The organism is Pandoraea sp. (genome assembly GCF_041919235.1).
In the GTDB taxonomy this organism is placed as follows: Bacteria; Pseudomonadota; Gammaproteobacteria; order Burkholderiales; family Burkholderiaceae; genus Pandoraea.
This window is the reverse complement of the sequence record NZ_JAYRUC010000033.1, coordinates 1-22,993: the sequence shown is the minus strand read 5'-3', so window position 1 is coordinate 22,993 and position 22,993 is coordinate 1. Positions and strand designations below refer to the sequence as shown.

Annotated in this window: 21 protein-coding genes; 4 read left to right on the top strand and 17 right to left on the bottom strand. The window is 62.3% G+C overall.

Going from position 1 to position 22,993, the window contains the following annotated elements:
• Positions 1-297 precede the first annotated feature (297 nt).
• Positions 298-1,281, top strand: a complete 984-nt coding sequence (locus ACE3UG_RS20735; RefSeq protein WP_374627458.1) for a MurR/RpiR family transcriptional regulator — start codon at positions 298-300, stop codon at positions 1,279-1,281.
• Positions 1,282-1,425: 144 nt separating this feature from the next.
• Here the strand turns inward: ACE3UG_RS20735 and ACE3UG_RS20730 are convergent, their stop codons facing one another.
• The 3 genes from ACE3UG_RS20730 to ACE3UG_RS20720 all read right to left on the bottom strand — a co-directional run bounded on the left by ACE3UG_RS20730 (position 1,426) and on the right by ACE3UG_RS20720 (position 4,358).
• Positions 1,426-2,079 carry a DUF3841 domain-containing protein gene (locus ACE3UG_RS20730; protein WP_374627456.1) on the bottom strand — a complete coding sequence of 218 codons (654 nt, stop codon included), beginning with the start codon at positions 2,077-2,079 and terminating at the stop codon, positions 1,426-1,428.
• Between the two features lie 181 nt (positions 2,080-2,260).
• Entirely contained in the window at positions 2,261-3,136 is an 876-nt protein-coding gene (locus tag ACE3UG_RS20725) for a PhzF family phenazine biosynthesis protein (protein WP_374627454.1), read from the bottom strand.
• Positions 3,137-3,170: 34 nt separating this feature from the next.
• Positions 3,171-4,358 carry a pyridoxal phosphate-dependent aminotransferase gene (locus ACE3UG_RS20720; RefSeq protein WP_374627452.1) on the bottom strand — a complete coding sequence of 396 codons (1,188 nt, stop codon included), beginning with the start codon at positions 4,356-4,358 and terminating at the stop codon, positions 3,171-3,173.
• 245 nt (positions 4,359-4,603) lie between these two features.
• Here ACE3UG_RS20720 and ACE3UG_RS20715 point away from each other — a divergent pair, with 245 nt between their 5' ends.
• Positions 4,604-6,037: a PLP-dependent aminotransferase family protein gene (locus tag ACE3UG_RS20715; protein WP_374627450.1), complete on the top strand. Its 1,434-nt coding sequence runs from the start codon at positions 4,604-4,606 to the stop codon at positions 6,035-6,037.
• 358 nt (positions 6,038-6,395) lie between these two features.
• Positions 6,396-7,766: an APC family permease gene (locus ACE3UG_RS20710; protein ID WP_374627448.1), complete on the top strand. Its 1,371-nt coding sequence runs from the start codon at positions 6,396-6,398 to the stop codon at positions 7,764-7,766.
• A gap of 79 nt (positions 7,767-7,845) precedes the next feature.
• Here the strand turns inward: ACE3UG_RS20710 and ACE3UG_RS20705 are convergent, their stop codons facing one another.
• The 11 genes from ACE3UG_RS20705 to ACE3UG_RS20655 all read right to left on the bottom strand — a co-directional run bounded on the left by ACE3UG_RS20705 (position 7,846) and on the right by ACE3UG_RS20655 (position 19,130).
• Positions 7,846-8,478, bottom strand: a complete 633-nt coding sequence (locus ACE3UG_RS20705; RefSeq protein ID WP_374627446.1) for a GntR family transcriptional regulator — start codon at positions 8,476-8,478, stop codon at positions 7,846-7,848.
• Between the two features lie 208 nt (positions 8,479-8,686).
• Positions 8,687-9,652: an alpha/beta hydrolase gene (locus ACE3UG_RS20700; protein ID WP_374627444.1), complete on the bottom strand. Its 966-nt coding sequence runs from the start codon at positions 9,650-9,652 to the stop codon at positions 8,687-8,689.
• Entirely contained in the window at positions 9,646-9,924 is a 279-nt protein-coding gene (locus tag ACE3UG_RS20695; protein ID WP_374627472.1) for a 2Fe-2S iron-sulfur cluster-binding protein, read from the bottom strand. The genes ACE3UG_RS20700 and ACE3UG_RS20695 overlap by 7 nt, the downstream gene beginning before the upstream one ends.
• Positions 9,925-10,279: 355 nt before the next feature.
• Positions 10,280-10,591, bottom strand: a complete 312-nt coding sequence (locus ACE3UG_RS20690; protein WP_374627442.1) for a 2Fe-2S iron-sulfur cluster-binding protein — start codon at positions 10,589-10,591, stop codon at positions 10,280-10,282.
• Positions 10,592-10,847: 256 nt separating this feature from the next.
• Complete coding sequence (locus ACE3UG_RS20685) at positions 10,848-11,879, bottom strand: 2Fe-2S iron-sulfur cluster-binding protein (protein ID WP_374627440.1); 1,032 nt, start codon at positions 11,877-11,879, stop codon at positions 10,848-10,850.
• A gap of 19 nt (positions 11,880-11,898) precedes the next feature.
• Entirely contained in the window at positions 11,899-12,378 is a 480-nt protein-coding gene (locus tag ACE3UG_RS20680; protein WP_374627438.1) for a heme-binding protein, read from the bottom strand.
• Positions 12,379-12,410: 32 nt separating this feature from the next.
• Positions 12,411-13,865: an aldehyde dehydrogenase family protein gene (locus ACE3UG_RS20675; RefSeq protein WP_374627436.1), complete on the bottom strand. Its 1,455-nt coding sequence runs from the start codon at positions 13,863-13,865 to the stop codon at positions 12,411-12,413.
• A 102-nt stretch (positions 13,866-13,967) separates the two neighbouring features.
• On the bottom strand, positions 13,968-14,699 hold the full coding sequence (locus tag ACE3UG_RS20670; RefSeq protein WP_199068129.1) for an iron-containing redox enzyme family protein: 732 nt from the start codon (positions 14,697-14,699) through the stop codon (positions 13,968-13,970).
• 148 nt (positions 14,700-14,847) lie between these two features.
• The gene (locus tag ACE3UG_RS20665) at positions 14,848-16,167 is read right to left on the bottom strand and encodes an MFS transporter (RefSeq protein ID WP_374627433.1); all 1,320 of its coding nucleotides are present in this window, start codon (positions 16,165-16,167) and stop codon (positions 14,848-14,850) included.
• A gap of 87 nt (positions 16,168-16,254) precedes the next feature.
• Positions 16,255-17,760, bottom strand: a complete 1,506-nt coding sequence (locus ACE3UG_RS20660; protein WP_374627431.1) for an amidase — start codon at positions 17,758-17,760, stop codon at positions 16,255-16,257.
• 332 nt (positions 17,761-18,092) lie between these two features.
• Positions 18,093-19,130: a DNA-binding protein gene (locus tag ACE3UG_RS20655; protein WP_004637342.1), complete on the bottom strand. Its 1,038-nt coding sequence runs from the start codon at positions 19,128-19,130 to the stop codon at positions 18,093-18,095.
• A gap of 525 nt (positions 19,131-19,655) precedes the next feature.
• On the opposite strand from ACE3UG_RS20655, the gene ACE3UG_RS20650 reads away from it, so the two are divergent.
• Positions 19,656-20,882: a tyrosine-type recombinase/integrase gene (locus ACE3UG_RS20650; protein ID WP_043355303.1), complete on the top strand. Its 1,227-nt coding sequence runs from the start codon at positions 19,656-19,658 to the stop codon at positions 20,880-20,882.
• An 88-nt stretch (positions 20,883-20,970) separates the two neighbouring features.
• Here the strand turns inward: ACE3UG_RS20650 and ACE3UG_RS20645 are convergent, their stop codons facing one another.
• The 3 genes from ACE3UG_RS20645 to ACE3UG_RS20635 all read right to left on the bottom strand — a co-directional run.
• Complete coding sequence (locus tag ACE3UG_RS20645; RefSeq protein ID WP_043355318.1) at positions 20,971-21,306, bottom strand: helix-turn-helix domain-containing protein; 336 nt, start codon at positions 21,304-21,306, stop codon at positions 20,971-20,973.
• 461 nt (positions 21,307-21,767) lie between these two features.
• The gene (locus ACE3UG_RS20640) at positions 21,768-22,175 is read right to left on the bottom strand and encodes a DUF4345 domain-containing protein (RefSeq protein ID WP_043355321.1); all 408 of its coding nucleotides are present in this window, start codon (positions 22,173-22,175) and stop codon (positions 21,768-21,770) included.
• A 10-nt stretch (positions 22,176-22,185) separates the two neighbouring features.
• Positions 22,186-22,993, bottom strand: an 808-nt coding sequence (locus ACE3UG_RS20635) for a sterol desaturase family protein (protein WP_374627427.1), incomplete at its 5' end; no start/stop codon positions are given.

The following is a 22,993-nucleotide window of genomic DNA, read 5'->3' as shown; positions in this document are numbered from 1 at the left end:
GAGAGTCTCCGACTGTTAGGGGGCAATACGATGGCCCGAACAACGGCTGACATGACACTCGTCGGCAGGCGCATTGTTGTATCGTTTATTACATTCATGACGAGATGCATGCTATCACGCCGGATTTTTTGCAAAAATATAGCGTTAACCCGCTAATTTTGTTTGGTTTGAGTGCGCCATTAATGTGACTAATGGTAATGAAATGTTTTGTTCATTACACTCATGGGGGTGTCTTTGCGATCCACAACGGGGCACCGTAAGATCGTTCCCGCAGAAGCCGCGCGTATGAACCGGTGCGTGGAAAGCGCGCTGCCAGACAGTCATGAACCAGCATCGGGGGGGGAGATGAAGTCATCCATCAGAGCGTCATTGGCATCGGGAATGGGCTCGTTCACGCCGTCGGAACAAAAAGTCGCGAAGGCCTTGCTCGACAAGTATCCGAGCCTCGGTCTGAGTTCGATCTCCAACGTTGCGAACTATGTTGGCGTTAGCGACCCGACCGTCTTTCGATTTGTCGTCAAACTTGGATTCAGTGGTTACGCTGCCTTCCAACAAGCGTTGCTCGAAGAAATCGACACGGCAATGAACACGCCGCTCGCCCGTATCAGCGCTTTTCACAGTCAGGCGCATGATAAAGACCACTCGGCAAACACGTTACGCCAACTGGCGACGGCAACCGAAGACACGGCCGATAAACTCGATCCCATCGAATTCCGTCATGCCGTAGATCTGCTCTCCAGCGAAAACGGCCGAATTTTTTGCGGGGGCGGACGCTATACCGCCTTCCTCGCCTCTGCCATCGCGTACATGATGGGTTACGTGAGGCCGAACGTTCGTCAGATCGATCCATCCGTGTCGCGCGCGGGTGAGGCACTCGTCGATATGACGCCAAACGATGTCCTCCTGATTTTCGACTTTCGACGGTACCAACGCAGCGTCGTTGAATACGCCCGTGCAGCTAAACGTCTGGGCGTGCGCATCGTCCTGGTCACTGACGAATGGACATCACCGATTGGCACATTCGCCGATGTCACGCTCAAGTGCCACGCGCAGCCGTTTTCGGTCATCGATACCAAGGTTCCGGCGCTCGCTGTGTGCGAAGCCCTGGTCGTCGCGCTCACCAATCGCGACCCCGAGCGTGCTCGTCGGCGCGTTACCCAAATGGAGTGGATCAGGACCGTTGGAGAGACTTACGCCGCTGACGCGGGGCACGATATGCCGCTCAGCCCGGAATCCGGCGTGGACTCGCCCGTTGCAGACAGTAACCAGAACTTCATTTGAGTGCGTCGGTGACCTGCCCCCGCCCTGACGCCAAGGCGCTTCTTGCATCCGACGTTCAATCGGACCTGCACCCAAATCGATAGTGCGCGGCGGGCGCACTTGACGGTCAGTTCGCGCGCCACGTCGCACCACGTCGCACCACGCTCACCGTGACGCGAATATAGAACGACAGGATGGCGTGTCCGTGTCGACTGCATCGGTAAGACGCCTGAACCGGACGCCGATGTTATGCGGATCGCCTCCGTCCAATTCGACACGATGAACCTGCCTCAGCCATTCTTTGCGGACAACAGGCAGGGTTGCTTGAACCAGGTCATCGTCGATGGCGGCGAAATTCATGCCAAATATTCGGTCCGCTTTCTCATCGTCGTCCAGCCGCGCCTCGTCCAAAATGCAACTACCCTCCTCCTCCAGTGACGGAAAGTAGACCAGATCGCACCATTGGCCGTAACTGGAGCGCAAATACTGGTCATCGGGGCACTCGAGCGAGAGCAATACGATGTTGCTTTCGGCAAGCTCGGCGAGACTCAGAAGCTGCGCCGCAACCGCACTATCGGGCGCTTTCCCAGCCCCCCAACAGGAGTGCCATGCCCAAATCGGAGGCGCAACCCCGCAATCCAATCCGTGCTTTTGCATAACTCGACACATGTACCGATACGCTTCCTCACAATTTGGATCGACCTTGCGCCAATCCCCATAAAGCACGCCATCTCGTAGCAAGGCGTTTAACTGCGCAATATGTTGAAAGGTCCATAGCCGCGTATGACTGTCCGCTTTCCGCGTGGGCGTCTTTCTCATCGGGGGCAACACAGAATTCGGAATTTTGAGTGCGTGAATAGTACAGGCTGGCACTTTGGCGTGGTCGCTCCTTCAGTGCGGCCCTCGCGCCCGTTCGACAATGACGCGATCGGCATCCCCGCTGCGCTGACCGTCGCTCGCCAGTTCGCGTTTCAAATTTACGACGTTGCCCGCCACAAACTCAAACGTGGAGCGTGCCGTCGATGCATGTGACGCACGATCCGCCAACGTGCACGTTGCCGGTGCCGTCTACATCGATCCTGATGCGCCCGTCCCGGCCGACGCAACGTCCCTGCGTTGCCACGTAATGTTGCCCGGATGCCGGCAAAAGGCCGCGAAGCCACTGGAAAGCCGCGACGCTGCCGTTACCGCTCCCGCACACCGGATCTTCGTCGACGCCGCAAGACGGCGCAAACGTGCGGACTTCGATGTCTGCGTCACCCTGATCGTGCTTGCCGAAGACGGTCACACCTGTCACGCCAAGACGCCGCTCGAATCGCGCCAGTTCGGCAAAGTCGGGGCGAAGATCGACAACGGCCGCAGCGCTCGCGAGTCGGGCCACAATCCATGCGGGCCCGACATCAACGATGGCCGGCACAGCGTCAAGCTCGATCTCCACGTTCAGGATCTGCTGCAAAGCCGTGATATCCGCTCGCGTCAGTTCGGTGACGGTCGCCGGCGGAAGACGCAAAGCAAGTCCGGATTCACCGCGTCCCGGAGCCGTCTGCACTTCGATGAGACCCATTGCGCACTCCTGCACGAGCGTGCCATTGGCACGAACAGCCGCCCTGCCCGTGGCAAGCACGGCGTGTGCGCTGCCCAACGTCGGGTGTCCCGCGAACGGGAGTTCGCTACGCGGCGTGAAGATCCGCAATCGGTAGTCGGCCATCGGCGTGCTCGGCGGTAACACGAATGTCGTCTCCGACAGATGGGTCCAGCCCGCCACCGCTTGCATTTCCTGTTCGTCGAGCCCATCCGCATCCAGCACGACTGCGACCGGATTGCCCCGGAAGGGTCGATGGGTGAAAACGTCAACCACTTGATAGGATCGCTTCATGGTTCACCTCGGGCAGACGCCCGTAATCGTTGGCTCAGGACAAACAAGCCGTCATCGCGGACGACAACGCCGAAAGCGCGACACCAAGCCGCTCTGGAGGCAGATATCCAAAGCCAAGACGGAACGCACGACGGCTGTCGCCGAACCACGTACCGCACGCCAACTGCAGTTCGAACGCCGGCAACAGATCCCAGAAGCGGGCAACGGCCGCGTCATCGAACACTGCCGGGCGAAGGCGTACGCAACATAATGCGCCGGCGCTCGGCCTTATCCATTCGAGCCGCCCCGCCTCACTGGCGCACCACGCCGAGAGCTCTCCAAGGGCGGCATCGAGCAGTCGCCGCCGAGGCGCAAGCACCTTTTCCTTGTTGTGAAGCAGTACCGTGGCAAGCGTTTCGTCCAGTACCGACCCGGAGATGACAGTATTGAGCTTTGCGACGGTAATGCGAGCGCGAAGATCAGGATCGGCGATCGTCAGCCAACCGGTGCGCAGTCCAGGCGCACCGAGCGCTTTCGATACCGAGGCGCCGGTCACGATGCGCGGATCGAGCGACGCCACACTTTCCATCGGGCGCTGATCGCCGTACGTGGCTTCGCGGTATGTCTCATCGACGAAGAGGATGGCCTGCGGGCAGCATACTTTCATGAGGGCAAGCAGCGCCTCGATGTCTTCTCGCGATGTCTGAACGCCGGATGGATTCTGCGGCGATGCCAGGCTGACCAACCGTACCTTCGGCGACAGGTTCGATTCAATCTGCTTCATGTCAAGGCGATAACCGCTCTCAAACGTAAGCCTGACTTCACGAACGCTTGCACCTGCTCCGACAAGACAATCGCGACTCGGAGGAAAGCACGGCGAGATCAGGACGGCTTCGTCGCCCGGCCGACAGGCTTCGAGCGCAAGTAGAAAGAGACCGAGCGCAGCGCCCTGCGTTGTCACGACATGGTCAGCCGGAACGTTGCAGGTTTGTCCGATGGCTTCGCGCAAGGAAAGCGCACCGGCGGATTTGCCGTACCCAAGCTTCAGGCTGCGGATGCTGTCGAGGCCCGCCATATCCAGAATTTCACCGACACTCAGGTCTTGCGACGTGCTCTCGGCCAGATTGAGCGGTCGATTGACGTCGAGCAGCGAAATAATGTCGTTATACGGGAATCGCCCCTGCCACTGGTGCGGCGAAGGGCAAGCGGATGCGGCGGTCTGCGTGGTGGCGGGAAGGGTCATGCGTCACAACTCCAGGGAGGGTCAAACGCTGCGGACCGACAACGATTGAGACGTCGTCCGACGAGCGCCTCGGCACCACGTGGACTTGAACCGACCACCCGGCACCGATCGAATAGGCGCATCGTAGACCTCCTGAGGGCGAGATAACAGTCACAATTATTTTTAAATAGACCGGCACAGTTTTGACTTGCGAGCGGCGTCGGACTGGCTCGATAATCGAGCCGTGATCGATTTCGTGGGCGGTTATGGATACACCTTCGCAGTTCCGTTACTTACAGTTGGCCGACCTCGTCACCAGTACGATCGACAACGGCGCACTGGCGCCGGGGGAACGCTTGCCGTCGGTACGAACCTTCAGCGAACAGCACAGTGTCAGTGTCTTTACGGCGCTTCGGGCGTATCGATTGCTCGAGGACCGTGGGCTTCTGGTGTCGCGGCCGCAATCGGGCTTTTATGTGGCCAACCGGCGTCGTCATCAGCTCTCGCTGCCGTCTGCATCGCGCCAGCAGCCCAAGGCGTCGACCGTATCCATCAGCGGGGCCGTTGCAGGTCTGCTTGAACACGCATCGAATCCCGCGCTGGTGCCGCTGGGCTGCACCGTGCCCGACGCCACGCTGCTGCAATCGAAACGCCTGGATCTGGCGTTGGCGCGGGCGGCCCGAAAGCATGGCGATCGATACAACATCTATTGCGCGCCGCAAGGCGATCTCGGGTTGCGGCAGGAGATCGCGAAACGGTCGATTCGGATGGGGCACGCGATCGCACCGGACGATGTGTTGGTCACGAGTGGATGTACGGAAGCGCTCTTGCTGGCCCTGACGACGGTCGCGAACCGCGGGGACACGGTCGCAGTGGAATCGCCGACCTACTTTGGCCTGCTGCACACGCTCGAGATGTTAGGCCTCAAAGTCATTGAATTGCCGACCGATCCCATCAACGGCGTCGATGTCGAAGTCCTTTCCGGGCTATTGGATGCACAGCCGGTTGCCGCTTGCGTCTTGTCCTCAAGTTTCAGCAACCCGCTCGGTTGCGCGATGCCCGAGAGCCACAAGCGGGCACTGCTTTCGCTGTTGGCTCAACGCTCCGTTCCATTGATCGAGGACGATGTCTACGGCGATATTTACTTCGGGCGTGAACGGCCAAAACCGTTCATTTCGCTCGATGGCGGTCACAACACCATTTACTGCAGTTCGTTCTCGAAGTCTCTGGCGCCAGGGTACCGGGTTGGGTGGATCGTCGCCGGACGTTTCGGTCAGCGGGTGTTGGAGCGCAAACTCGCGTTCAGTCTGTGCAGTCCCGTTTTGCCACAGGTGGCGTTGGCTGAGTTCCTGGCGAGCGGGTTATATGACAGTCACTTGCGCCGTATTCGCCACACATTTCATGAAAATCTCGCACGGATGACGCGTGTCATCGAGGACAGCTTCCCGCCCGCCACGAAAGTGAGCCGGCCGGCCGGAGGCTTTGCACTCTGGTTGGAACTGCCGAGAGCGTTCGACTCCCGTGTGCTCTTCGATGAAGCCCTGGACAACGGCATTTGTATCGCACCCGGCGACGTTTTCTCGGCCAGCCGGCATTTTCGCAACTGCTTGCGCCTGAGTGCCGCATCGGAATGGAGTGAGCGCATTGAGCGTGGCGTTCGACGCCTTGGGCAGTTGGCGAAGGCACAGCTCGCGCGTTAGTCGCTTGGGCGATCCTCACCCCCCCCCTGCCCCTGCCTCTGCCTCAAAGCGGTGCGCCGGGGACGCTCAAGCGGTCAACGGCGGACTCGACGCGGCGACGCAAGCCTGCGACCCGCCGCTATGGGCGCGATGAACGCCACCGTTATCCCGGACAGCATGACGGCGCGTTGGGCGTGTGGGTCAAATGCAACATCGACGGGCATCGTTCAAGCGGTTTGCCCGGCGGGCGACCGTGCCCGACCACCCGTCCGGTCGTCCGGTCCAGTCCGCATCGGCTTGCGTCACATACCCCACTTGCCTGCAATTCCGGCTTAGAGTAAAACGCTATCTCCACTCAAGCCTACCGCGACGAACGTCTATGGACCAACCCGCCAAACTCAACGCCGACTCACTGGGCATCGTCGAATCGGTGATCATGGGCATCGCCGGCACGGCGCCGGCCTACAGCGTCGAGATCACGACGTCCACCATCATCGGGACGGCCGGGACACTCTCGCCAGCGAGCATTCTGGTGTGCGGGCTCATCATGTTTGGCATCGCGTACGCGTTCATCAACATGAACCGTGCCATCGCGAGTGCCGGTACTTCCTATTCGTGGGTGAGCATGGTCTTCGGGCGTTCACTCGGCTTCTTCGCCGGCTGGGCGCTTCTGGTGTTGTGCTGCGTATTCATGGTGTCCGCCATGATCCCTGCCGCCAATGCCACCCTGCTCATCTTCAATCGGCCCATGATGAACAATGTGCACTACGTGACGCTGATCGCAGCCGCGTGGCTCACGGTCGTCAGTGCCATTGTCGTCAAGGGCATCAAGCTCACCAGCTACGTGCAAGTGCTGATGACGATCATCGAGGGCGTCATCCTGCTCGTCATTATGGTCGCGAGCTTCTTCGTATTCCCGCATGCGCCAGAGCACGCGTTTTCGTGGGGCTGGTTCTCGCCCTTCGCGTTTTCGCCCAAGGCGTTCGCCAGTGGTGCGTTGGTGGCGATCTTCTTCTTCTACGGCTGGGACGTGACCATGAACCTCAGCGAGGAGACGCGTGACTCGAACCGCATCCCCGGCCGGGCTGCGTTCTGGTCGATGGTCTTCCTGATGGCGTTCTTCCTGATCTTCATTGTCATCGCGCTGCTGGGGCTGTCCGACGCCGAGATCCAGCACTACAACACGAACATCATCTTCGCCATTGCCGAGAAGCTGTTCGGGCCGACCTGGGGCTACGTCGCGATCATTGCGGTATTGCTGAGCACGGTGGGAACGGTCGAGACGCAGATGCTGCAGTTCACGCGCACCCTGTTTGCCAAGAGTCGAGACGGCGTACTCCACCATCGCTACGCGCGCCTTCACCCCGTTTGGCAAACGCCGCACATCGCCATCTTTTTCATCTGGATCATCGGACTCGCGTTGCTGTTCATGTCGTCTTACCTGCCGACCATCAACGTTATCCTCCAGGATTCGATTACCGCCATCGGTTTTCAGATCTGCTTCTACCTTGGGCTCACCGGGCTCGCCTGCGGCTGGTACTACCGCAAGGTTCTGACGCAGGGACCGTGGACGGCCGTGACCCACGTCATCTGGCCAGTGGCGAGCGGACTTTTCCTGTTCTTCATCGCGCTCTACAGCATTCCGACCTTCGACTGGGCCACCAATGTCGTCGGAATGGGGGGCATTGCCATCGGGGTGATTCCGCTGCTGCTGAACCGCAAAAAGATCCGGGCGATTCCCGCGGGCTGAGCCGGCGCGGTCGAACGCCTTGGCCCGGGCGCCGTCGTGTCAGCCAGTTGATTGACGACGGCGCATGGGTTGCAGTGCGTCAACGTGCCAGATGGTCGAGATAGTATTGTGCGGCGCGTGCCACGTGACGTTCGGCAAGCAGTGCGGCAAACGCCGCATCGCCGGACTGCACTGCGCGCAAGATGGCCGCGTGCTCTTCCCATGTGATACGCACTTCTTCGTCGTTGGTATTGACGAAAAGCATGCGTGAGCGATCGCGCAGCGAACGCATCAGCTCGGCAAGCATCGCGTTCGCGCCAGCGGTGTAAAGCAGATCGTGAAAGCGCGCGTTGAGCTCCAGCAGTCCTGCGGTCTCCCCGGCGGCGACCTTCGCGTTACCTTCTTGCAGCACCTTTTCGATGCGCTTGACCATGGCCGGCGTGCAACGCTCGGCCGCCAGGCGCGCGTTGAGCCCCTCCAGCGTCGCGCGGATCTGCACCATTTCGCGTGCCGACGCCGGGTCGAACGACGCGACGACTGCGCCGTGGCGCGGGCGCACTTCCACCAGTCCTTCGACCGCCAGCGCCCGCAACGCCTCTCGCACGGGAACGCGCGATACATCGAGCTCCTCGGCAATCCGCCCCTCGACGAGCCGGTCGCCCGGTTTGTACTGGCCGGACGTGATCGACTCGCGCAAGCGGGCCATCACCAGATCCGAAAGCTGCTGGTGCATGATCGGCTCGCGCCCGTTTGGCCCTGCGGCTCCCCGCACCATATGTCCCATCTCCCCAAACCCGTGATGACTCCGATCGACGCGTTACGCGTCAGACCACGCGCTTCACACATCAGCGCATTCTAGCAGCGCACGGCATTTTGTAGACTGTACACGGCGCGTAAAGTGCACCTGCTGCGCAACATCGACTTCCCGAGCGGCGTCCCCCTCAAGCATGGCGCGGCACCGACGCCATGAATGCCAGAATTTCCCGCCCCAGCCACTCCTCGCCCGAGTTGAAGTGCGCGACGATCGATGTGTGGTTGTGCCCGCGCATCTGGACGAAACGCGGTGCGGTGCCGCGTTGCCGCAGCAAGCCCAGGAAGAACGCTGCGCCATAGTCGTCCAGGAACCGGTTCTCGTACTCGGCGATGGCAATCATCGTCGGCACGGAATTTTGCGCGGCGTGCGTGAGCGGCGAGCGCTCGGTATAACATGCCTCGTCCGCGCCGAAATAGGTGCGCACCGGACCGGCGTTCGGATTGCGCGGATCGACATCCGCGAACAGGCGGGCGCTGATCAGCACGAGCCCTGCCACGTGACTGCACAGTGCGTCGCGCCCCCGCCTCAACGCGGGGTCGAACAGGCAACTCGCCGCATGTGTGCCGCCCGCCGAGTGGCCGATCAGAAAGAGGCGCGACGGATCGATCTGCCAGCGCGCGGCATGCGCACGCACCCACGCGATGGCGTGCGCAACGTCTTGTGCACCGCCCGGCCATGGCGCTTCATCGGCCAGACGGTACTCTACGTTGATCGCCACGATTCCCTGTCGCGCGAACCAGTGGCAAACGTTGTCGTAGACCTCGCCATTGACGCTCTTGTTGCCGCGCACGAATGCGCCGCCATGGACGAACAGAACCGCCTCGCGCAACCCATCGGCCCTGCCCGTCCGATGCGCCACTACCGGCGTGAAGACATCCAGGACCTGCCGCGCGTTCATGCCATAGGCCAGATCTCGTTCGACGTGGGGACTCTTCTCGGCAGCCGCCAGAAGCGGCGTATAGCAGTCGATGACGGCTTTTCGGTGGGCAAGGATGTCGTCGTTCCAGCGCGGCCCGAGGTCGAGCATCCGGCGTTGCTGTTCGGGCGAAAGTGCCCCGAACGGTGCCATCGTGGCACTCGCGTCGCTCACCATGACACGCTCACATCGCCGTTGACAAAGGTCTGACAAGCCATCCGATAACCGTTCTCGAGGTCTTCTGCGCTCAGATGACGCCGTTCCTTCTGCTTCACCTCGTCGATATGATCGCGGCCGGCTTCCACTTTGCATCGGCAGGTGCCGCACAGTCCGCCGCCGCATTTGAACGGAATTCCGCCCTTTTCACGCAAGGAGACGCGCAGCAAATTGCTATTGGGCGGTGCCTCGACCGTCTTGCCGCCGTTGGTCAGGAAAGTAATGTGGACCACCGACGTCACCGGTGCCTCCGGATGGCGCCGGCGCAGGCGCGCTTGCGCGTGTTCGTGCCCGACCAGCGCCTCCAGAGACGCGATGGCCTCGGACACACTTTCGAATTTCTCGTAGAACTTGGTCGGTACCAGATTTGCGCCGTGCGGCGCCGTCTCGTCGACGATCCGCACCCGTGCCGGACCTTCGATTCTTGCGACGACAAACGCCGCGATGTGGCGCATGCCGTAGTAGTAGTCGTGCGTTTCGACGGGTGTGACGCCCGGGGTCGGCTCGCTGCGATACTCGCCCGGCCGGCTCGTAAGTACGATGTACATGCGCTTTCCTTGTTGCGGGTCGCCAATCTTCCAGTCACGCTCAGCGCGTCTCCGGCAGTTCGTCGCCCTGCTCCAGTTCAATGTCGTGATCGATCCATAACTGGCAGACCAGCCGATAACCTGCGTCGAGCCGGTCGCCCAGTTGCTTCTTCTCTTTCCAGTTCGGCGCCGGTAGTTGCGCCTGCCCGGCCAGCACCCGGCATGCGCAGTGTGCACATTTGCCCATGCCGCACTCGTAGCGCAAATGTGGGAAGGGAAACTGCTTGATGCCCGCGCGAACGACCAGATTGGTGTTGGCTTTCACTTCTTCTCGATACGTTTGGCCGTTCCTGCGAAATACGACGACTGGCATGCTTCCTCCTTTTTTCTAACACGCCCCTCACTCGCCTGACGGCAAGCCCTTTATCAATGTGCAACGCTAAAAATGAATACTGTATACCAACATAATGCTGAGGCGGCTATCGTTGTTTCCAGTGCGGTCGATCCGCCTCGACAGGTAATTGCCGGCCTGTTGCGCGCGGTCTCTGTGCCCCCTGCATCAGAACGCTCAGACCGCTCAGACCGCTCATAACGCCCATAACGCCCATGCAGCGCCAACGCGAGCACGCTCACGCAGCGGCTTCCACTGGCGGCGAATGCGCAAACGTGAAGCTATCGACATAGAGATAGCGGATGCTGGCGCCACTGGCGACGAAAGCACGGCTCGCGTCCGCGATCATGATCGGCGAACCGCACAGATACAGCGCATGCTCCGACAGATCGGGATGGTCCGCCAGCACGGCGTCCTGCACGTATCCGCGAGCGCCCGGCCACGCGGCGTCCGGTTGCGAGAGCACAGGCACATAGCGGAAATCGTCATGCTGGGCGGCGAGTTGCGTCAATTCGTCGTGTAGATAGAGTGCCTCCGGTGTGCGGCCGCCCCAGTACAAATCGATCGGTGGCGTATCGCCGCTGGCCAGCATCGCGGCGAGCATGCTGCGCAGTGGCGCGACGCCGGTGCCCGTTGCAGCCATCACGATGGGACGGTAGTCGTCGTCGTGGTAGCCGAAGCCACCCAGCGGTCCTTCAACGTCGAGCACGTCGCCCGCGCGCAGCGCACTCAGACGCGTCTGAGTGAAATATCCGCCCTCGATTCGGCGAATATGGAGCTCCAGTTGGCGCGACGCCTCCATCGCCCCGGACCGCGAGGCGATCGAGAAACTACGTGGGGCTGCGTCCCCCGGGAAGACGTCGACATACTGCCCTGGACGGAACGCCCATGGTTCTTCATCGGCGAAGCCAAGCACGAGGCGGGTGACGTCGGGTCCCAGCGGCGCTGTGCTCAGAACCCGGGTCTTGCGACGCCGCGCCGGTGCGGGTGCGGCAAGCACGCGCTCGGTGCTGATGGCGAGATCCGAGGCCGCGCGCGCCTGGCATAAGAGTGCATAGCCTGCGTCGGCGGCCTCTTGCGACAGCGCGGGCGGAAGTTCGTCGTACTGAACGCGCCCGTGCTGCACCTTCACGCGACACGTTCCGCACCCGCCGAATTCGCACGCCGACGGCAGCACTACGCCCGCCCGCCGCGCGGCGTCGAGTACCGTTTCGTGCGCAGCAGCCTCGAAGCTGCGTTGGGCTTCGATCCATGTAATCCGATAGCTCACGAGCGACCTCTTGTCTGGTTCAGAGCTTGATGTCGGCCTGGACGAGCACTTCGCGTGCGCTCGGTCGCAGCAGCTCTTGCAGCGCGGCGAGACCGGCAAGACCCGCCTGCGTGTCCTGCTCGCCGTTGCCGCCCGACAGGCCGATGCCGCCCACCACCTGATTGTCGACCACGATGGGGAAGCCACCGACGAAGGCGGCGAAGCGCCCTTCGAAGCTCCACTGAATGCCGAAGGCCTCATTGCCCGGCAACGCGGGGCCGTTGGGCGGCGTGGTGAACAAGTGCGTCGAGCGCTTGTGACCTGCGGCCGTGAAGGCTTTGTTCCATGCGATTTGAGGCCCAGTGACGCGACCGCCGTCCATGCGTTCGAGCGCAAGCGGGAATCCACCTTCGTCGACCACGCAGATCGATTCGAGAACGCCGATCTCGTGCGAGCGGGCAACGGCGGCCGCAATCATGTGCCGGGCTTCGGCAAGTTCGAGTTTGAGAAATGGCTTCATGGTTGATGAGAGATGTCGTGAGAAAGCGGTCGTCAGACGCCGCGATAGACGGTCTTCGTCTGCAAATAGAACTCGAGTCCGTCGCGTCCGGACTCGCGGAAGGTAGCCGTGCTCGATTGTTTGAGTCCGCCAAACGGCGCATTGACCAGATTGCCGGTGGTCGTGCGGTTGATCTTGACGGTGCCGGCTTCGATGTCGTTCGCGAAGCGGTGCATCAGGCGCGCGTCCTGCGTGACGAGCGAGGCCGCGAGACCATAGTCGCTGTCGTTTGCCACGGCAATGGCGTCGTCGTAGCCGTCCACATCGATGACGGCAATCACCGGACCGAAGATTTCCTCCCGCGCGATACGTGCGTCTCGCGGCACATCGACGAAGATGGCCGGCGTGACGAAATAGCCATGCGCATACACGTCGTGCGTGAGTTGCTGCCCGCCGCAGACCCACGTGGCTTCGCGCTTGCCAATCTCGATGTAGTCGAGCACGGTGCGCAACTGACCCGCCGTCGCAAGCGGGCCGATATCCGTGTCGGGCATCAGACCATTGCCGACCTTGAGCGCATTGGCTTTCGCGACGAGACGTTCGACAAAGGCCGGGCGAATCTCGCGGGCGACCAGCACGCGGCTCGTGCCGGTGCACGCCTGCCCCGAGAGCGAAAACCCGCCCTTGATCGTGAGATCGACGGCGCGATCGATATCCTGTGCCTCGAGCACGATGAGCGGGTTCTTGCCGCCGAGTTCCATTTGGGTGCGCGTGGAAAACGACGCCGTCCGATGAATCTGCTCGCCGGCGGCCGTCGATCCCGTAAACGAGATCGCCTTGACTTCGCGCGCGCCCGTCAGTACCGGGCCGACCGCCGAGGCGCTTCCCGTGACAAAGTTCAAGACGCCCTTGGGGATGCCAGCTTCCACAAACGCTTCGGTCAGGCGCAGCCCGCTCAGGGGCGCATCCGACGCGGGCTTGAACACCACGGTGTTCCCACAGATCAGCGCGGGCGCGATCTTGCGTGCCGGAATCGATACGGGAAAGTTCCACGGCGAGATGATCGTCACGACGCCCAGCGGCTCGCGCACGGTATATACCGTCATGTCGGCATCGTCGTTCGGGAAGGTTTGCGCGCCATAGGACTGCGCTTCGATCGCGTAATAGCGAAGCGTCTGCGCCGCCCGCAGGAACTCGTCTTTCGCGAGGAGCACTTGTTTGCCCTCTTCGCGGGTAAGTTCCTCGGCGAAGCGCTCGGCATGACGCTCCAGGTAGGCGGCGGCGCCCAAAAGTATCTTCGCGCGAGCGCTCGTCGAGCGCCGCTTCCAATCGGCGAACGCCACTGCAGCCGCGTGCACGGCGGCCCGTGCGTCTTGCTCGCCGGACGCCTGGAAAAGACCGACCACGTCGCGGGTATCGGCTGGATTGACGTTCTCAAAGGTGGCGCCCGATCGGCTCGTGCACCACTCGCCGTCGATGTAATTCAAAAACGTTGGAACGGTTGTCATGGAGGAAGCAGTCCTGCAAAGAGGCTTGAAGATCCGCACCCCACGTTGTTCGCCCTCCTCCCGGAGGTTGAGCGCGGGGGGCGCGGCGCTGCCGGGCGTGGCTCAGGCCGCGAGTCCCAGCTCGGGCAGCGGGACTTCCTTCTCGACATAGTCGTAGTAGAGCGCCGTCGTATAGAGCAGACGCATTTGTGCCCCGATCTCGCAAATCTTCAGGCAGCGCTGCTGCAACTCCGGCGTATTCGCGTTCTCCAGCACGATCTGATAGCCGCGCTCGCCGTGGATCTCGTCCGACACGATGTGCAGATCGAAGAACTCGACTTCCTCGTCGGTGAACTTGTAGGTATCGCGCAGCGTGGGCGTCTGCTTGCGGTAGATCGACGGCACCTGCGACTCAAGTCCGACGACCAGTCCGGCGACGGCGACCACCGGGTCTTCGCGCATCGCCACCGCGTAGCACCAGCTCTGCAGGCCGCGCGTGGTCGGCGACATGTTGTCCGGGTCGACCACGCGCTCACGCGTGGTGCCGCACGCCTCGGCGAAGCGAATCAGCAGATCGGTGTGGCGGTCTCCTCCGATTTCCTCCTCGTACATGTTCGCGAGCAGGAAATCCTTCGCTTCGGTCATGTGGTCCGGCGTGCGCGCGTATAGATAGCCGAGGTAATCGGCAAACGGGCCGACATAGTGATAATGATTCTCGGCCCAACGGGCGAGGTGCGCGCGCGTGAGCTTGCCGCTTGCCCAGGCGATGCTGAACGGTGCCTTGTTCGCGCTCTTGCCCTTGATTGCTTCTTCGAGCGCCGCCCGGAAGGTTTCGCGGTCCATCAGTTCTGCCATTTCTCTCTCCTTGGTTTCTGTTGGGATACCCGCTGCGTGTAGCCATTGCCGGGTATCGATTCGTCTTTTGGTACACTGTATACCGTTTTGGCAAGAATGCCAATGCAACAATTTCGGCGTGCGGGTGGGGCTTGGATGCTGGAAAAACTCAGTCGGCGGCGTTGCGCACGGCGTGCGGCATTGGGCGTTCGACGGACAGGACGGGATTTGCGCTGGGTTTGAGCGGGTCGACGGCGTCCAGCGCGATGCCGTTCGTCTCGGGCAACATCCATGCGGCGATGATGACGAAGCCATACCCGACGGCTGCGACGATGGGAATCGCGAGTGTGAGCGTGGTGTGGCCAGTGGCGAGCCAGCCCGCCATGAACGGGAAGACAGAGCCGATGACGCGGCCCGCGTTATAGGCCACGCCGTAGCCGGTCGCGCGAATCTCGTGGGGGTAGGTTTCCGAAATGGTCGCCGCCACGCCCGCGAAGGTCCCCTGCATCAGCACGCCCATGAGGAAGCCGAGTACCACCATGACGGGCATGGGCGCCGGAATCAGCATGTAGGCGATGCTCATGACGAACGCGCCGAGCGCAAACAGTATGTACGTCGGGCGACGTCCCAGCCGGTCGGTGCACCATGCGCCCAAGGCATAGCCGACGATCGATCCGACGATCGTGATCGCCAGCCACACGCCGGTACCCGTGACAGAGAGCCCTCTCTCGGTCTTGAGCCAGGTGGGCATCCACGTCGCAATGGCGTAGTACGCGCCGAGCATGCCGCCAGAGAGCAGGCTGCACAGGAACGTGCGCATCGCAAGCGGGCCACGGAACACGCTGCGGATCGTCGTGAGCGGGCTCGTCTTGCGGCGCTCGGCCAGCGTGCGGGTAAAAGCTTCCGGCTCCTCAAGATTGCGGCGCAGCCAGAACACCAGCAGCGCAGGGGCAACACCGATGAACAGGCATACCCGCCACGCCCACTCGGGCGGCAACCAATTGAAGATCGCGCTGTAGGCCAGTGCTGCGAGCGCCCAGCCGAACGAGTAGCTGCTGGCGGTGAAGCCCGAGAACTTGCCGCGATGAGCAGGATCGCGGATCGTCTCCATGACAAGCACCATGCACAGCGACGACTCTCCGCCGAAGCCCAGCCCCTGGATGATGCGCAGGACGGTCAGTTGCGTGGGGGAATTGGCGAGACCGCAGGCGAAGCAGGCCAGCGCGAACAACGCGATGGTCCAGCGAAGAATGCGGACACGTCCGTAGCGGTCGGCCAACAGGCCAGCACCGATGGCGCCCACGAGCGACGCAATCAGCGTGTAAGTCACGATGCTGCCGGCGGTTGCCTTGCTCATGTTCCAGCTCGTCAGGAGCACCGGAATGAGAAAGGAATAGATCATGAAATCGTAGACGTCGACCGTATGGCCGATGAAGGTGCCGGCAAAGGCGCGCTTCTCGTTTCTCGACAGCGATTTGAGCCAGGACATGAAGGTGTCCTCCTTAGGTTGTCGTGGTTTCGTGGGGTTTCGTGGGGTTGCTTGGGGTTGCTCGGGGTTACGGGGCTTGCCGATGCGTCAGGCGGGGGGGACGAAGGTGTAGCCGGCGGCTTCGAGCAATCGGGCGACATGGATCGAGCGCAGGTCGTGATACAGCGGGGCCACGATCTGAACGCCCACAGGTAGCCCCTGCGCCGTGCGTCCCGCCGGGGCGACGCTCGATGGCAGGCCGCACAGGCCGGAGTGACCGGCCCAGAAAATCTGTGTGGTGAGCGGCTGCGCCTGGCCGTTGACGTTCAACGTGCGCTGCCAAGGTGCGCCCTCCTCGTTCAGCGCGAACGCCGGGGTTGCAGCCACGGGACACAGGAGCACGTCGACCTGCTCGAACAGGGCGCGCCAGGCGGCGGCAAAGCGCTCGCGCAGCGGTTGCAGCTTGAGCCAGTCGCGATGTCGCATGACCGCGCCGACATATTGAAGTGCCCCGTAGCGCATGTCGTGCGCAGGCACCTCGGCGGCGGCCGAGATGGCGGCCGCGAAGGCGTCGTCGCCGAGATAGCCGCTGGTCGCGGCGCGCAGCATCAACGTGTAGACGCGCAGCAATTCGCCGGCGTCGAGGGGTGGGCGTGCATCCCACACCACGGTTGCGCCGCGTCGCTCAAGGTCCTTTCCGAGGGCCACGATGCACTGTTCCACTTCGGCATCGACTTCGGCGATCGAATGGTTGGGCAGAATGCCGAAGCGGATCTGGCTCAGATCGGTGGCATGGCACCGGGGTAAATCGAGACGCACGGCGCAGGCGGCGTCGGCGGTAGGGCCGGCGATGGCGCAGAGGACGGACTCCAGGTCGCCGGCGCTACGAGCGAGCGGCCCGGCAACGTTGATGTCGGGAAACGTCATGCCGCCGGGCAGCCCGTGCCCGTCGAGCGGCACGAGGCCGTGGGTACTCTTGTGCGAGAAGATGCCGCAGTAATGGGCGGGATTGCGGACCGACGAGCCGATATCCGAGCCCACGTCGAAGAAGGCCATGCCGGCACAGACGGCAACGGCACTGCCCCCGGACGAGCCGCCCGGCGTGCGCGAAGTGTCGTGCGGGTTGCGCGTCGTGCCGTAGACATCGTTGTAGCTTTGCCAGTCGCGCAGCCATATCGGCACATTGGTTTTACCGAGCAGGACGGCCCCGGCATCCACCAGGCGCTGCACAACGCTGGCGTGACGCGCCGCGATGTTGCCGACGAATGCCGGATCGCCGACGGTGGTCGGCCAATCCTTGACGTCGAACGACTCCTTGACGGTAAACGGTATGCCGTGCAGCGGGCCGCGGACCCGACCTGCGCGAAGTTCGGCATCGCGCGTTCGCGCCACGGCGTAGGCTCGATCGAAATCGCTCACGACAACCGCGTTCAGACGCGGATTGGCGTTACGCCAGACCGCCTCGCAGGCCGCAACGAGATCGGTCGATGTCACCTCCCGACGCCGCAGCGCTTCCTGAGCGGCGGAAATCGTGGCGTAGTGCCACTCGGGCGCGGTCGGCGTCGATCCTGAAGCCGCTTCGGGCGCGCGTGCCCCGGCCGTGGAATTGATCATGATGGAGTATCTGTTTCAGTATTCTGTATACCATCGATGAACAAATTTACGTTGTCAAGCCACTCGTCTATCAGGGTTTGCGCTTAAATGCGGCGGCTCTCGCCGATTCAATCCACCCCCGATCGGGTACGCAATCACAGGTCGATGCAGGGGTGATCCGCGTGCACGCCATTACGGCAATCTATTCGACCGCGCTTGGGTACATCGATTCGAGGCAAAGAGCACCGGCATCAGCCGATGGTTTTGGGGTCATGCCAAGATGAGGCCAGTTCGCTATCATAAGCCTTCAAGTAATGAAGGCGGCGCGAATCATACGTTTCAGTAATTAAGGATCACGGCGCTTTCGTCCGCTGGCCAACGCGTCCTGGTGTTGCCTTCTTCAACTCGCTCACCAGCCGGCGCGTTGTTTCCGCTTCGGTTTCGGCGCGCTCAGCCCGCCGTAGCGCCTCCTCCAGCAACGACTGGGTCTGCACCAGTTCTTCGGCCGTTTCACGCTGCCGCGTGGCGGCTCCCTCCGCCTGCTGCCGCACTGCGCCCAGTTCCATGCGCAACGTGCCGATCGCATTGGCATGTGTCACGGCGCTTTCTTGCATCGCGGTACGCGCGGCCACAACCTGCGCACGTAGCTCATCGGCCAGCTTGTCGCTTTTCTGACGGGCGGTGCGCTCCTGGTCGATCTCGCGCAACGCACGTTTCTCGTGGCTGGCGGCACGCTCTTCTGCTGCATCCGCGCGGGCCCGCTCACGATCGAGCTGCGCGCCAAATTCAACCCGAGCCTGTGTGAGCTGCTGTGCCGCCTCGTCCAACTGCCGGCGGGTCTCCTGCAGACGCGCTTCGGTTGCTGCGTGGCCCTGGCGCTCAGCAGACAGCATTTCTTGAAGCGCGGCAAGCTGCCCGCGCACCGAGTCCAGCTGTGCCTGAATGACCGCGGTCGCTTGTCGCGCGGTTTCGCTTTCCGCAGTGGCTTGGTCGCGCGCGGCTTCGGCGGCGTGCGCCTGGTGGCGCGCTTCGGCCCGCAGCGCGGCCAGTTCGGTGGCCGCCGCGGACGAGGCCGCTTGCCAGATGGCCAACACTGCCTCGGCGGCAACCTGCTTCAAGGCCTCGGGGAGATCTGGGTGGTCGATCGTCACCCGTGTTTTGTCGCGCAGGTCCTGCCAGAACCGGTTCAGCACGTGGGAAGGTGTGCTCATGCTGCCCTTGCGCACCAGACTGTAGAGCTTGTTGGCCGTCGGTGTGACGCCATAGCGGAAAAACAGCAGCGCGCAGACTTCGCGGTACAGCTCCCGCGTCTCGGTGAAACGGCCGCGCAGCGCCGCGATATCGGCCTGCAGCGCTTGGTCTTCGGCGGTGGATGCGGGGTCAAGCGTCATGACGGGCCTGGATTTCAGTTCGAATGAGTCAATAATATGCCGTAAACCGCGTGATTTCATAATTTCAAGTACAAACTTGAGACATAAGTACGCTTATGTCTATAATATTGGCTCGAATCGCCTCCCCACGCTGCCCCTGTCGGTATGCATAAATTTGTGCCCTCTTTTTGCAGAATTTTGTTCCCGACCCCCATGGGCACGCCTGGCTGGCGCGCTGGAGCGCACGCACCGGCGGCAGGCGCGGCGTGACTCGGCTAGCTTGCGTGGCACGCCTGACGGCGAACGTCATCGCTTTGCGCAGCTGAATCCCGTCCATCGGATCGCCCCGCGCCGTCGGCGGGGTGAAGGCTGACGACGGACCGATGCGTTGGGGGAAGGTACAAAATTGCTTCAAGTGTCGGCTGGGGGAACAATTTCTTGCAGCGTTTCTCGACGCAATATTGTTACCATCGCCCTGCAATCGGCTTGCTGGCGTGCGACCAGCGGGAACAAATTTGTGCAAACCGACGCTTAGGCCGATACACCATGGAACTGCTCCCGATTAAACCTTTGGATGGCCTGGCCGCCCCGCTTCCCACCCCGCTGGAGCGCCTGCGCCTGACCCCGGCGCTGTCCGGCGCGGCCGGCAGCAACCGCGCGCCCGCCAGCGCCACGCGGATCGCCGCGGCCGACGACCTGGCCGCCGTCACCGCCTGGCTCGCGCGCTATGCCGACAGCACCGCGACGCTCACCACTTATCGCCGCGAGGTGGAGCGGCTGATCCTGTGGACCGTGCTCCAGGTGGGCAAGCCCTTGTCCTCGCTGACGCACGAAGACCTGCTCGCCTACGAGCGCTTCCTCGCCGATCCGCAACCCGCCGCGCGCTGGGTGCTGGCCGGCAGCAAGAAGCTTGCACGCGGCCACCCCGACTGGCGCCCGTTTGCCGGGCCGCTGTCGCCGTCCAGCGTGCGCCACGCGATGGTGATCCTGAACGCGCTGTTCGCCTGGCTGACCGAGGCGGGCTACCTGGCCGGCAACCCGCTTGCCCTCGCCCGCCGCCGGCGCGCCCCCACCCGAGCGCGCATCACCCGCTATCTGAGCCACGACCTGTGGGAAACGGTCAAAGACACCGTCGCGGCCATGCCGACCGAGACCGCGCGGGAACGCCGGCACGCCGCGCGCTGCCGGTGGGTGCTGACCGTGCTCTATCTGGGCGGCCTGCGCGCCTCCGAGCTGACGGCGACCCCCATGGGCGCGTTCTTCTGCCGGCGCGATGGCCAGGGCATCGAGCGCTGGTGGCTCGAGGTGACCGGCAAAGGCAACAAGACCCGGCTGGTGCCGGCGACCGACGAACTGATTGCCGAACTCGCGCGCTACCGTCGCGCCCACGACCTGCCGCCTACCCCGCAGTTCGGGGAGACGCGGCCACTGGTGCTGCCGGTGATTGGCAGAGAGGGTGGCGAGAAACCCCTGTCACGCGGCGCGCTGCACCTGATCCTGAAAGAGGTGTTTGGCATGGCCGCGGAGCGCCTGCGGGCGCGCGGGCCCGAGTGGGGGGCGCAGGCCGCGGTGCTGGCCAGCGCCTCGGCCCACTGGCTGCGCCACACCGCCGGCTCGCATATGACCGACCAGCAGGTCGACCTGCGTTATGTGCGCGACAACTTTGGGCACAGCTCGCTGTCGACGACGAGCGGCTATCTGCACAGCGAAGAGGATGCGCGGCACGAGGCCACGCAGGAGCGGCACCGCATCGGATGGATCAGGAAAGCATAAGGCGCGTCAGCACACCAAGCGAAGTGCATTTCCGCACCGATCTGGGATCGCATCAGAGATTGATGCCCAGCCTGATCGCAGGCCTCTACTACTCTTCCAGCCAGGCGTGCTGTCGCCTGGCCGCGTCCTCGCCGATCTTGGCCGTATGGGCCGCTGCCTGTTCAAGCCAAGGCGCATGCGCCCTGGGAACGACCAGCATCGCCAAACCCAGTCCGTCCAACGCACGCAGGGCGTGCTCGAGATTGACGCCCTTGCCGTTCTCGAGCTTGGACAGCATGCCGACCGAGACCCCGCAATGTCTTGCCGCCTGGTCAATGGGCATCCTTTTCCCTGCCCGCGTTGCTCGAATGCGGTCGCCCAGTTGGTGAATGGTGCGAATCGTCGCACGCGACGGTGGCTTCGGATCAGGTAGTGGTCGTGGCATGGAGGTCGTTCTTGCAAAAGGAACACCAGCGTGGAGAGCGGTTTTCTGTGTTGTTTCACTATCGTGAAATTATACTCTCACAATGGCGGCCGGATGCCGGCAAAGATCTGCGCCTGCTAATAAGCACTTCGCAGAGGGTGGCAATTGCAGACACGGCATCGAAAGACCCCAGAAGAGACCGAACACTACGGTCCTGGACGCAACCTCCGTAGTCTCTACTGGGGCCAGGCCCCAACACCTTGACTGCTCTCGGGAGAGCTAGCGTTCTCTTCGCTGCGTCGGACCCGTCGCGATGAAAGGATGCTTAGAAAGCGGTGAAGCCCGTCAACGCGGATATCTCGCGCGTTGTCCGCAAGACCGGTATCAGGACAGGTGGAGGTTGATCGGTGCGAGTTTAACTTGATAGGACTGGGTGAACGATGACCTCATGTCCACGCGTCGCGGGCGCTCAAAGTGAGCGCTCATCTCATGGAAGAGCGCGCATCATGTTTGTTGAGGAAGCACAACAGCGCTAGGCCGGTGAATGCCGCTGCTGCTTCGATTCCAAGCAACATTCGAACGAGATCATTTGGCCACCCGTCAGCGGAAATGCTGACCAGCCGCCCGAGCACCAGGCCGCTGGTGAACACGACGTTGATCCACATCGAGGGCTTTCGCCACGCCTTCGAGAGTAGACCCAGGGCCAGCAACAGACTGATACCGAGATGCATGCCACCGTAGTTGGCACGGATCTCATTGAAGGCATTCACCGAATGGGGTTGCATATCGAGGCCCGCCATTGCCGTAGCGGGGTCGTGAAACGTATGCAAGCCAATTAGCAGGAAAGCCAGTGCCGAAACGGCCAGGTATATTTGAGAGAGGCGATGCATGAGTTGGCTCTCAGGTAGCGGACGTTGACGGAGTGGGTGTCGACTCACTGCCGGTCGGCTCGTTCCTGTCCACCGTCCATGTGTGGATGGGTTCATGACCACGGCGCACCCATTCCGGCGGCCGCCACAGGTGTTGCAGTCGCTGCCACACGGGCCCCGGTGACATCACGTCACGCCACATGTCGACAAACTCGTGGAGATTCAGCACCAGGATATTGTAGGACTTAATCTGTTGGGTGATGCCGTATTGCACCGTCTCCCGTTCTTCTTCGAAAGTGCCAAACATGCGATCGAAAATGATCAACATGCCACCGTAGTTCTTGTCGATATATTGGTCGTTTCGGCCATGATGGGCACGGTGATGGGACGGTGTATTGAAGATGTACTCAATCCAGCCAGGAAGGCGGCGGATCAGTTCGGTATGAATGAAATACTGATAGGACAGATTCACGGCCAGGATGAGTGCGACTGCGGCCGGCGGCACACCGAGGAGCACGGGAGGAAGGAAAAAGATGAAACTCCCAGCGACCACATTGAGCATCGATTGTCGTGCCGCCGTAGTGAAGTTCATGTTCTCGCCGGTATGATGAACGACGTGCGCCGCCCAAAACCAGCGGATTCGATGGCTGGCGCGATGAAACCAGTAGTAGCAGAACTCGACCGACAGAATGATTGGGAGAATGGTCCAACCGTCCACCGGGATATCAAACAAACGTGGGCCTGTCGGAAATTTCGTGTTTGAGGCATAACATGTCGCCAAGGAGTGACGATGCCTCGCAAACCCAAAACCCCACCGGCAGAGCTGCCGACGATCCCCG

Excerpts from the sequence above, each read along its gene's own strand:
- ACE3UG_RS20730 (WP_374627456.1), bottom strand. The coding sequence starts at position 2,079 with ATGAGAAAGACGCCCACGCGGAAAGCGGACAGTCATACGCGGCTATGG.
- ACE3UG_RS20725 (WP_374627454.1), bottom strand. The coding sequence starts at position 3,136 with ATGAAGCGATCCTATCAAGTGGTTGACGTTTTCACCCATCGACCCTTC.
- ACE3UG_RS20720 (WP_374627452.1), bottom strand. The coding sequence starts at position 4,358 with ATGACCCTTCCCGCCACCACGCAGACCGCCGCATCCGCTTGCCCTTCG.
- ACE3UG_RS20715 (WP_374627450.1), top strand. The coding sequence starts at position 4,604 with ATGGATACACCTTCGCAGTTCCGTTACTTACAGTTGGCCGACCTCGTC.
- ACE3UG_RS20710 (WP_374627448.1), top strand. The coding sequence starts at position 6,396 with ATGGACCAACCCGCCAAACTCAACGCCGACTCACTGGGCATCGTCGAA.
- ACE3UG_RS20705 (WP_374627446.1), bottom strand. The coding sequence starts at position 8,478 with ATGCACCAGCAGCTTTCGGATCTGGTGATGGCCCGCTTGCGCGAGTCG.
- ACE3UG_RS20700 (WP_374627444.1), bottom strand. The coding sequence starts at position 9,652 with ATGGTGAGCGACGCGAGTGCCACGATGGCACCGTTCGGGGCACTTTCG.
- ACE3UG_RS20690 (WP_374627442.1), bottom strand. The coding sequence starts at position 10,591 with ATGCCAGTCGTCGTATTTCGCAGGAACGGCCAAACGTATCGAGAAGAA.
- ACE3UG_RS20680 (WP_374627438.1), bottom strand. The coding sequence starts at position 12,378 with ATGAAGCCATTTCTCAAACTCGAACTTGCCGAAGCCCGGCACATGATT.
- ACE3UG_RS20675 (WP_374627436.1), bottom strand. The coding sequence starts at position 13,865 with ATGACAACCGTTCCAACGTTTTTGAATTACATCGACGGCGAGTGGTGC.
- ACE3UG_RS20670 (WP_199068129.1), bottom strand. The coding sequence starts at position 14,699 with ATGGCAGAACTGATGGACCGCGAAACCTTCCGGGCGGCGCTCGAAGAA.
- ACE3UG_RS20665 (WP_374627433.1), bottom strand. The coding sequence starts at position 16,167 with ATGTCCTGGCTCAAATCGCTGTCGAGAAACGAGAAGCGCGCCTTTGCC.
- ACE3UG_RS20660 (WP_374627431.1), bottom strand. The coding sequence starts at position 17,760 with ATGATCAATTCCACGGCCGGGGCACGCGCGCCCGAAGCGGCTTCAGGA.
- ACE3UG_RS20655 (WP_004637342.1), bottom strand. The coding sequence starts at position 19,130 with ATGACGCTTGACCCCGCATCCACCGCCGAAGACCAAGCGCTGCAGGCC.
- ACE3UG_RS20650 (WP_043355303.1), top strand. The coding sequence starts at position 19,656 with ATGGAACTGCTCCCGATTAAACCTTTGGATGGCCTGGCCGCCCCGCTT.
- ACE3UG_RS20645 (WP_043355318.1), bottom strand. The coding sequence starts at position 21,306 with ATGCCACGACCACTACCTGATCCGAAGCCACCGTCGCGTGCGACGATT.
- ACE3UG_RS20640 (WP_043355321.1), bottom strand. The coding sequence starts at position 22,175 with ATGCATCGCCTCTCTCAAATATACCTGGCCGTTTCGGCACTGGCTTTC.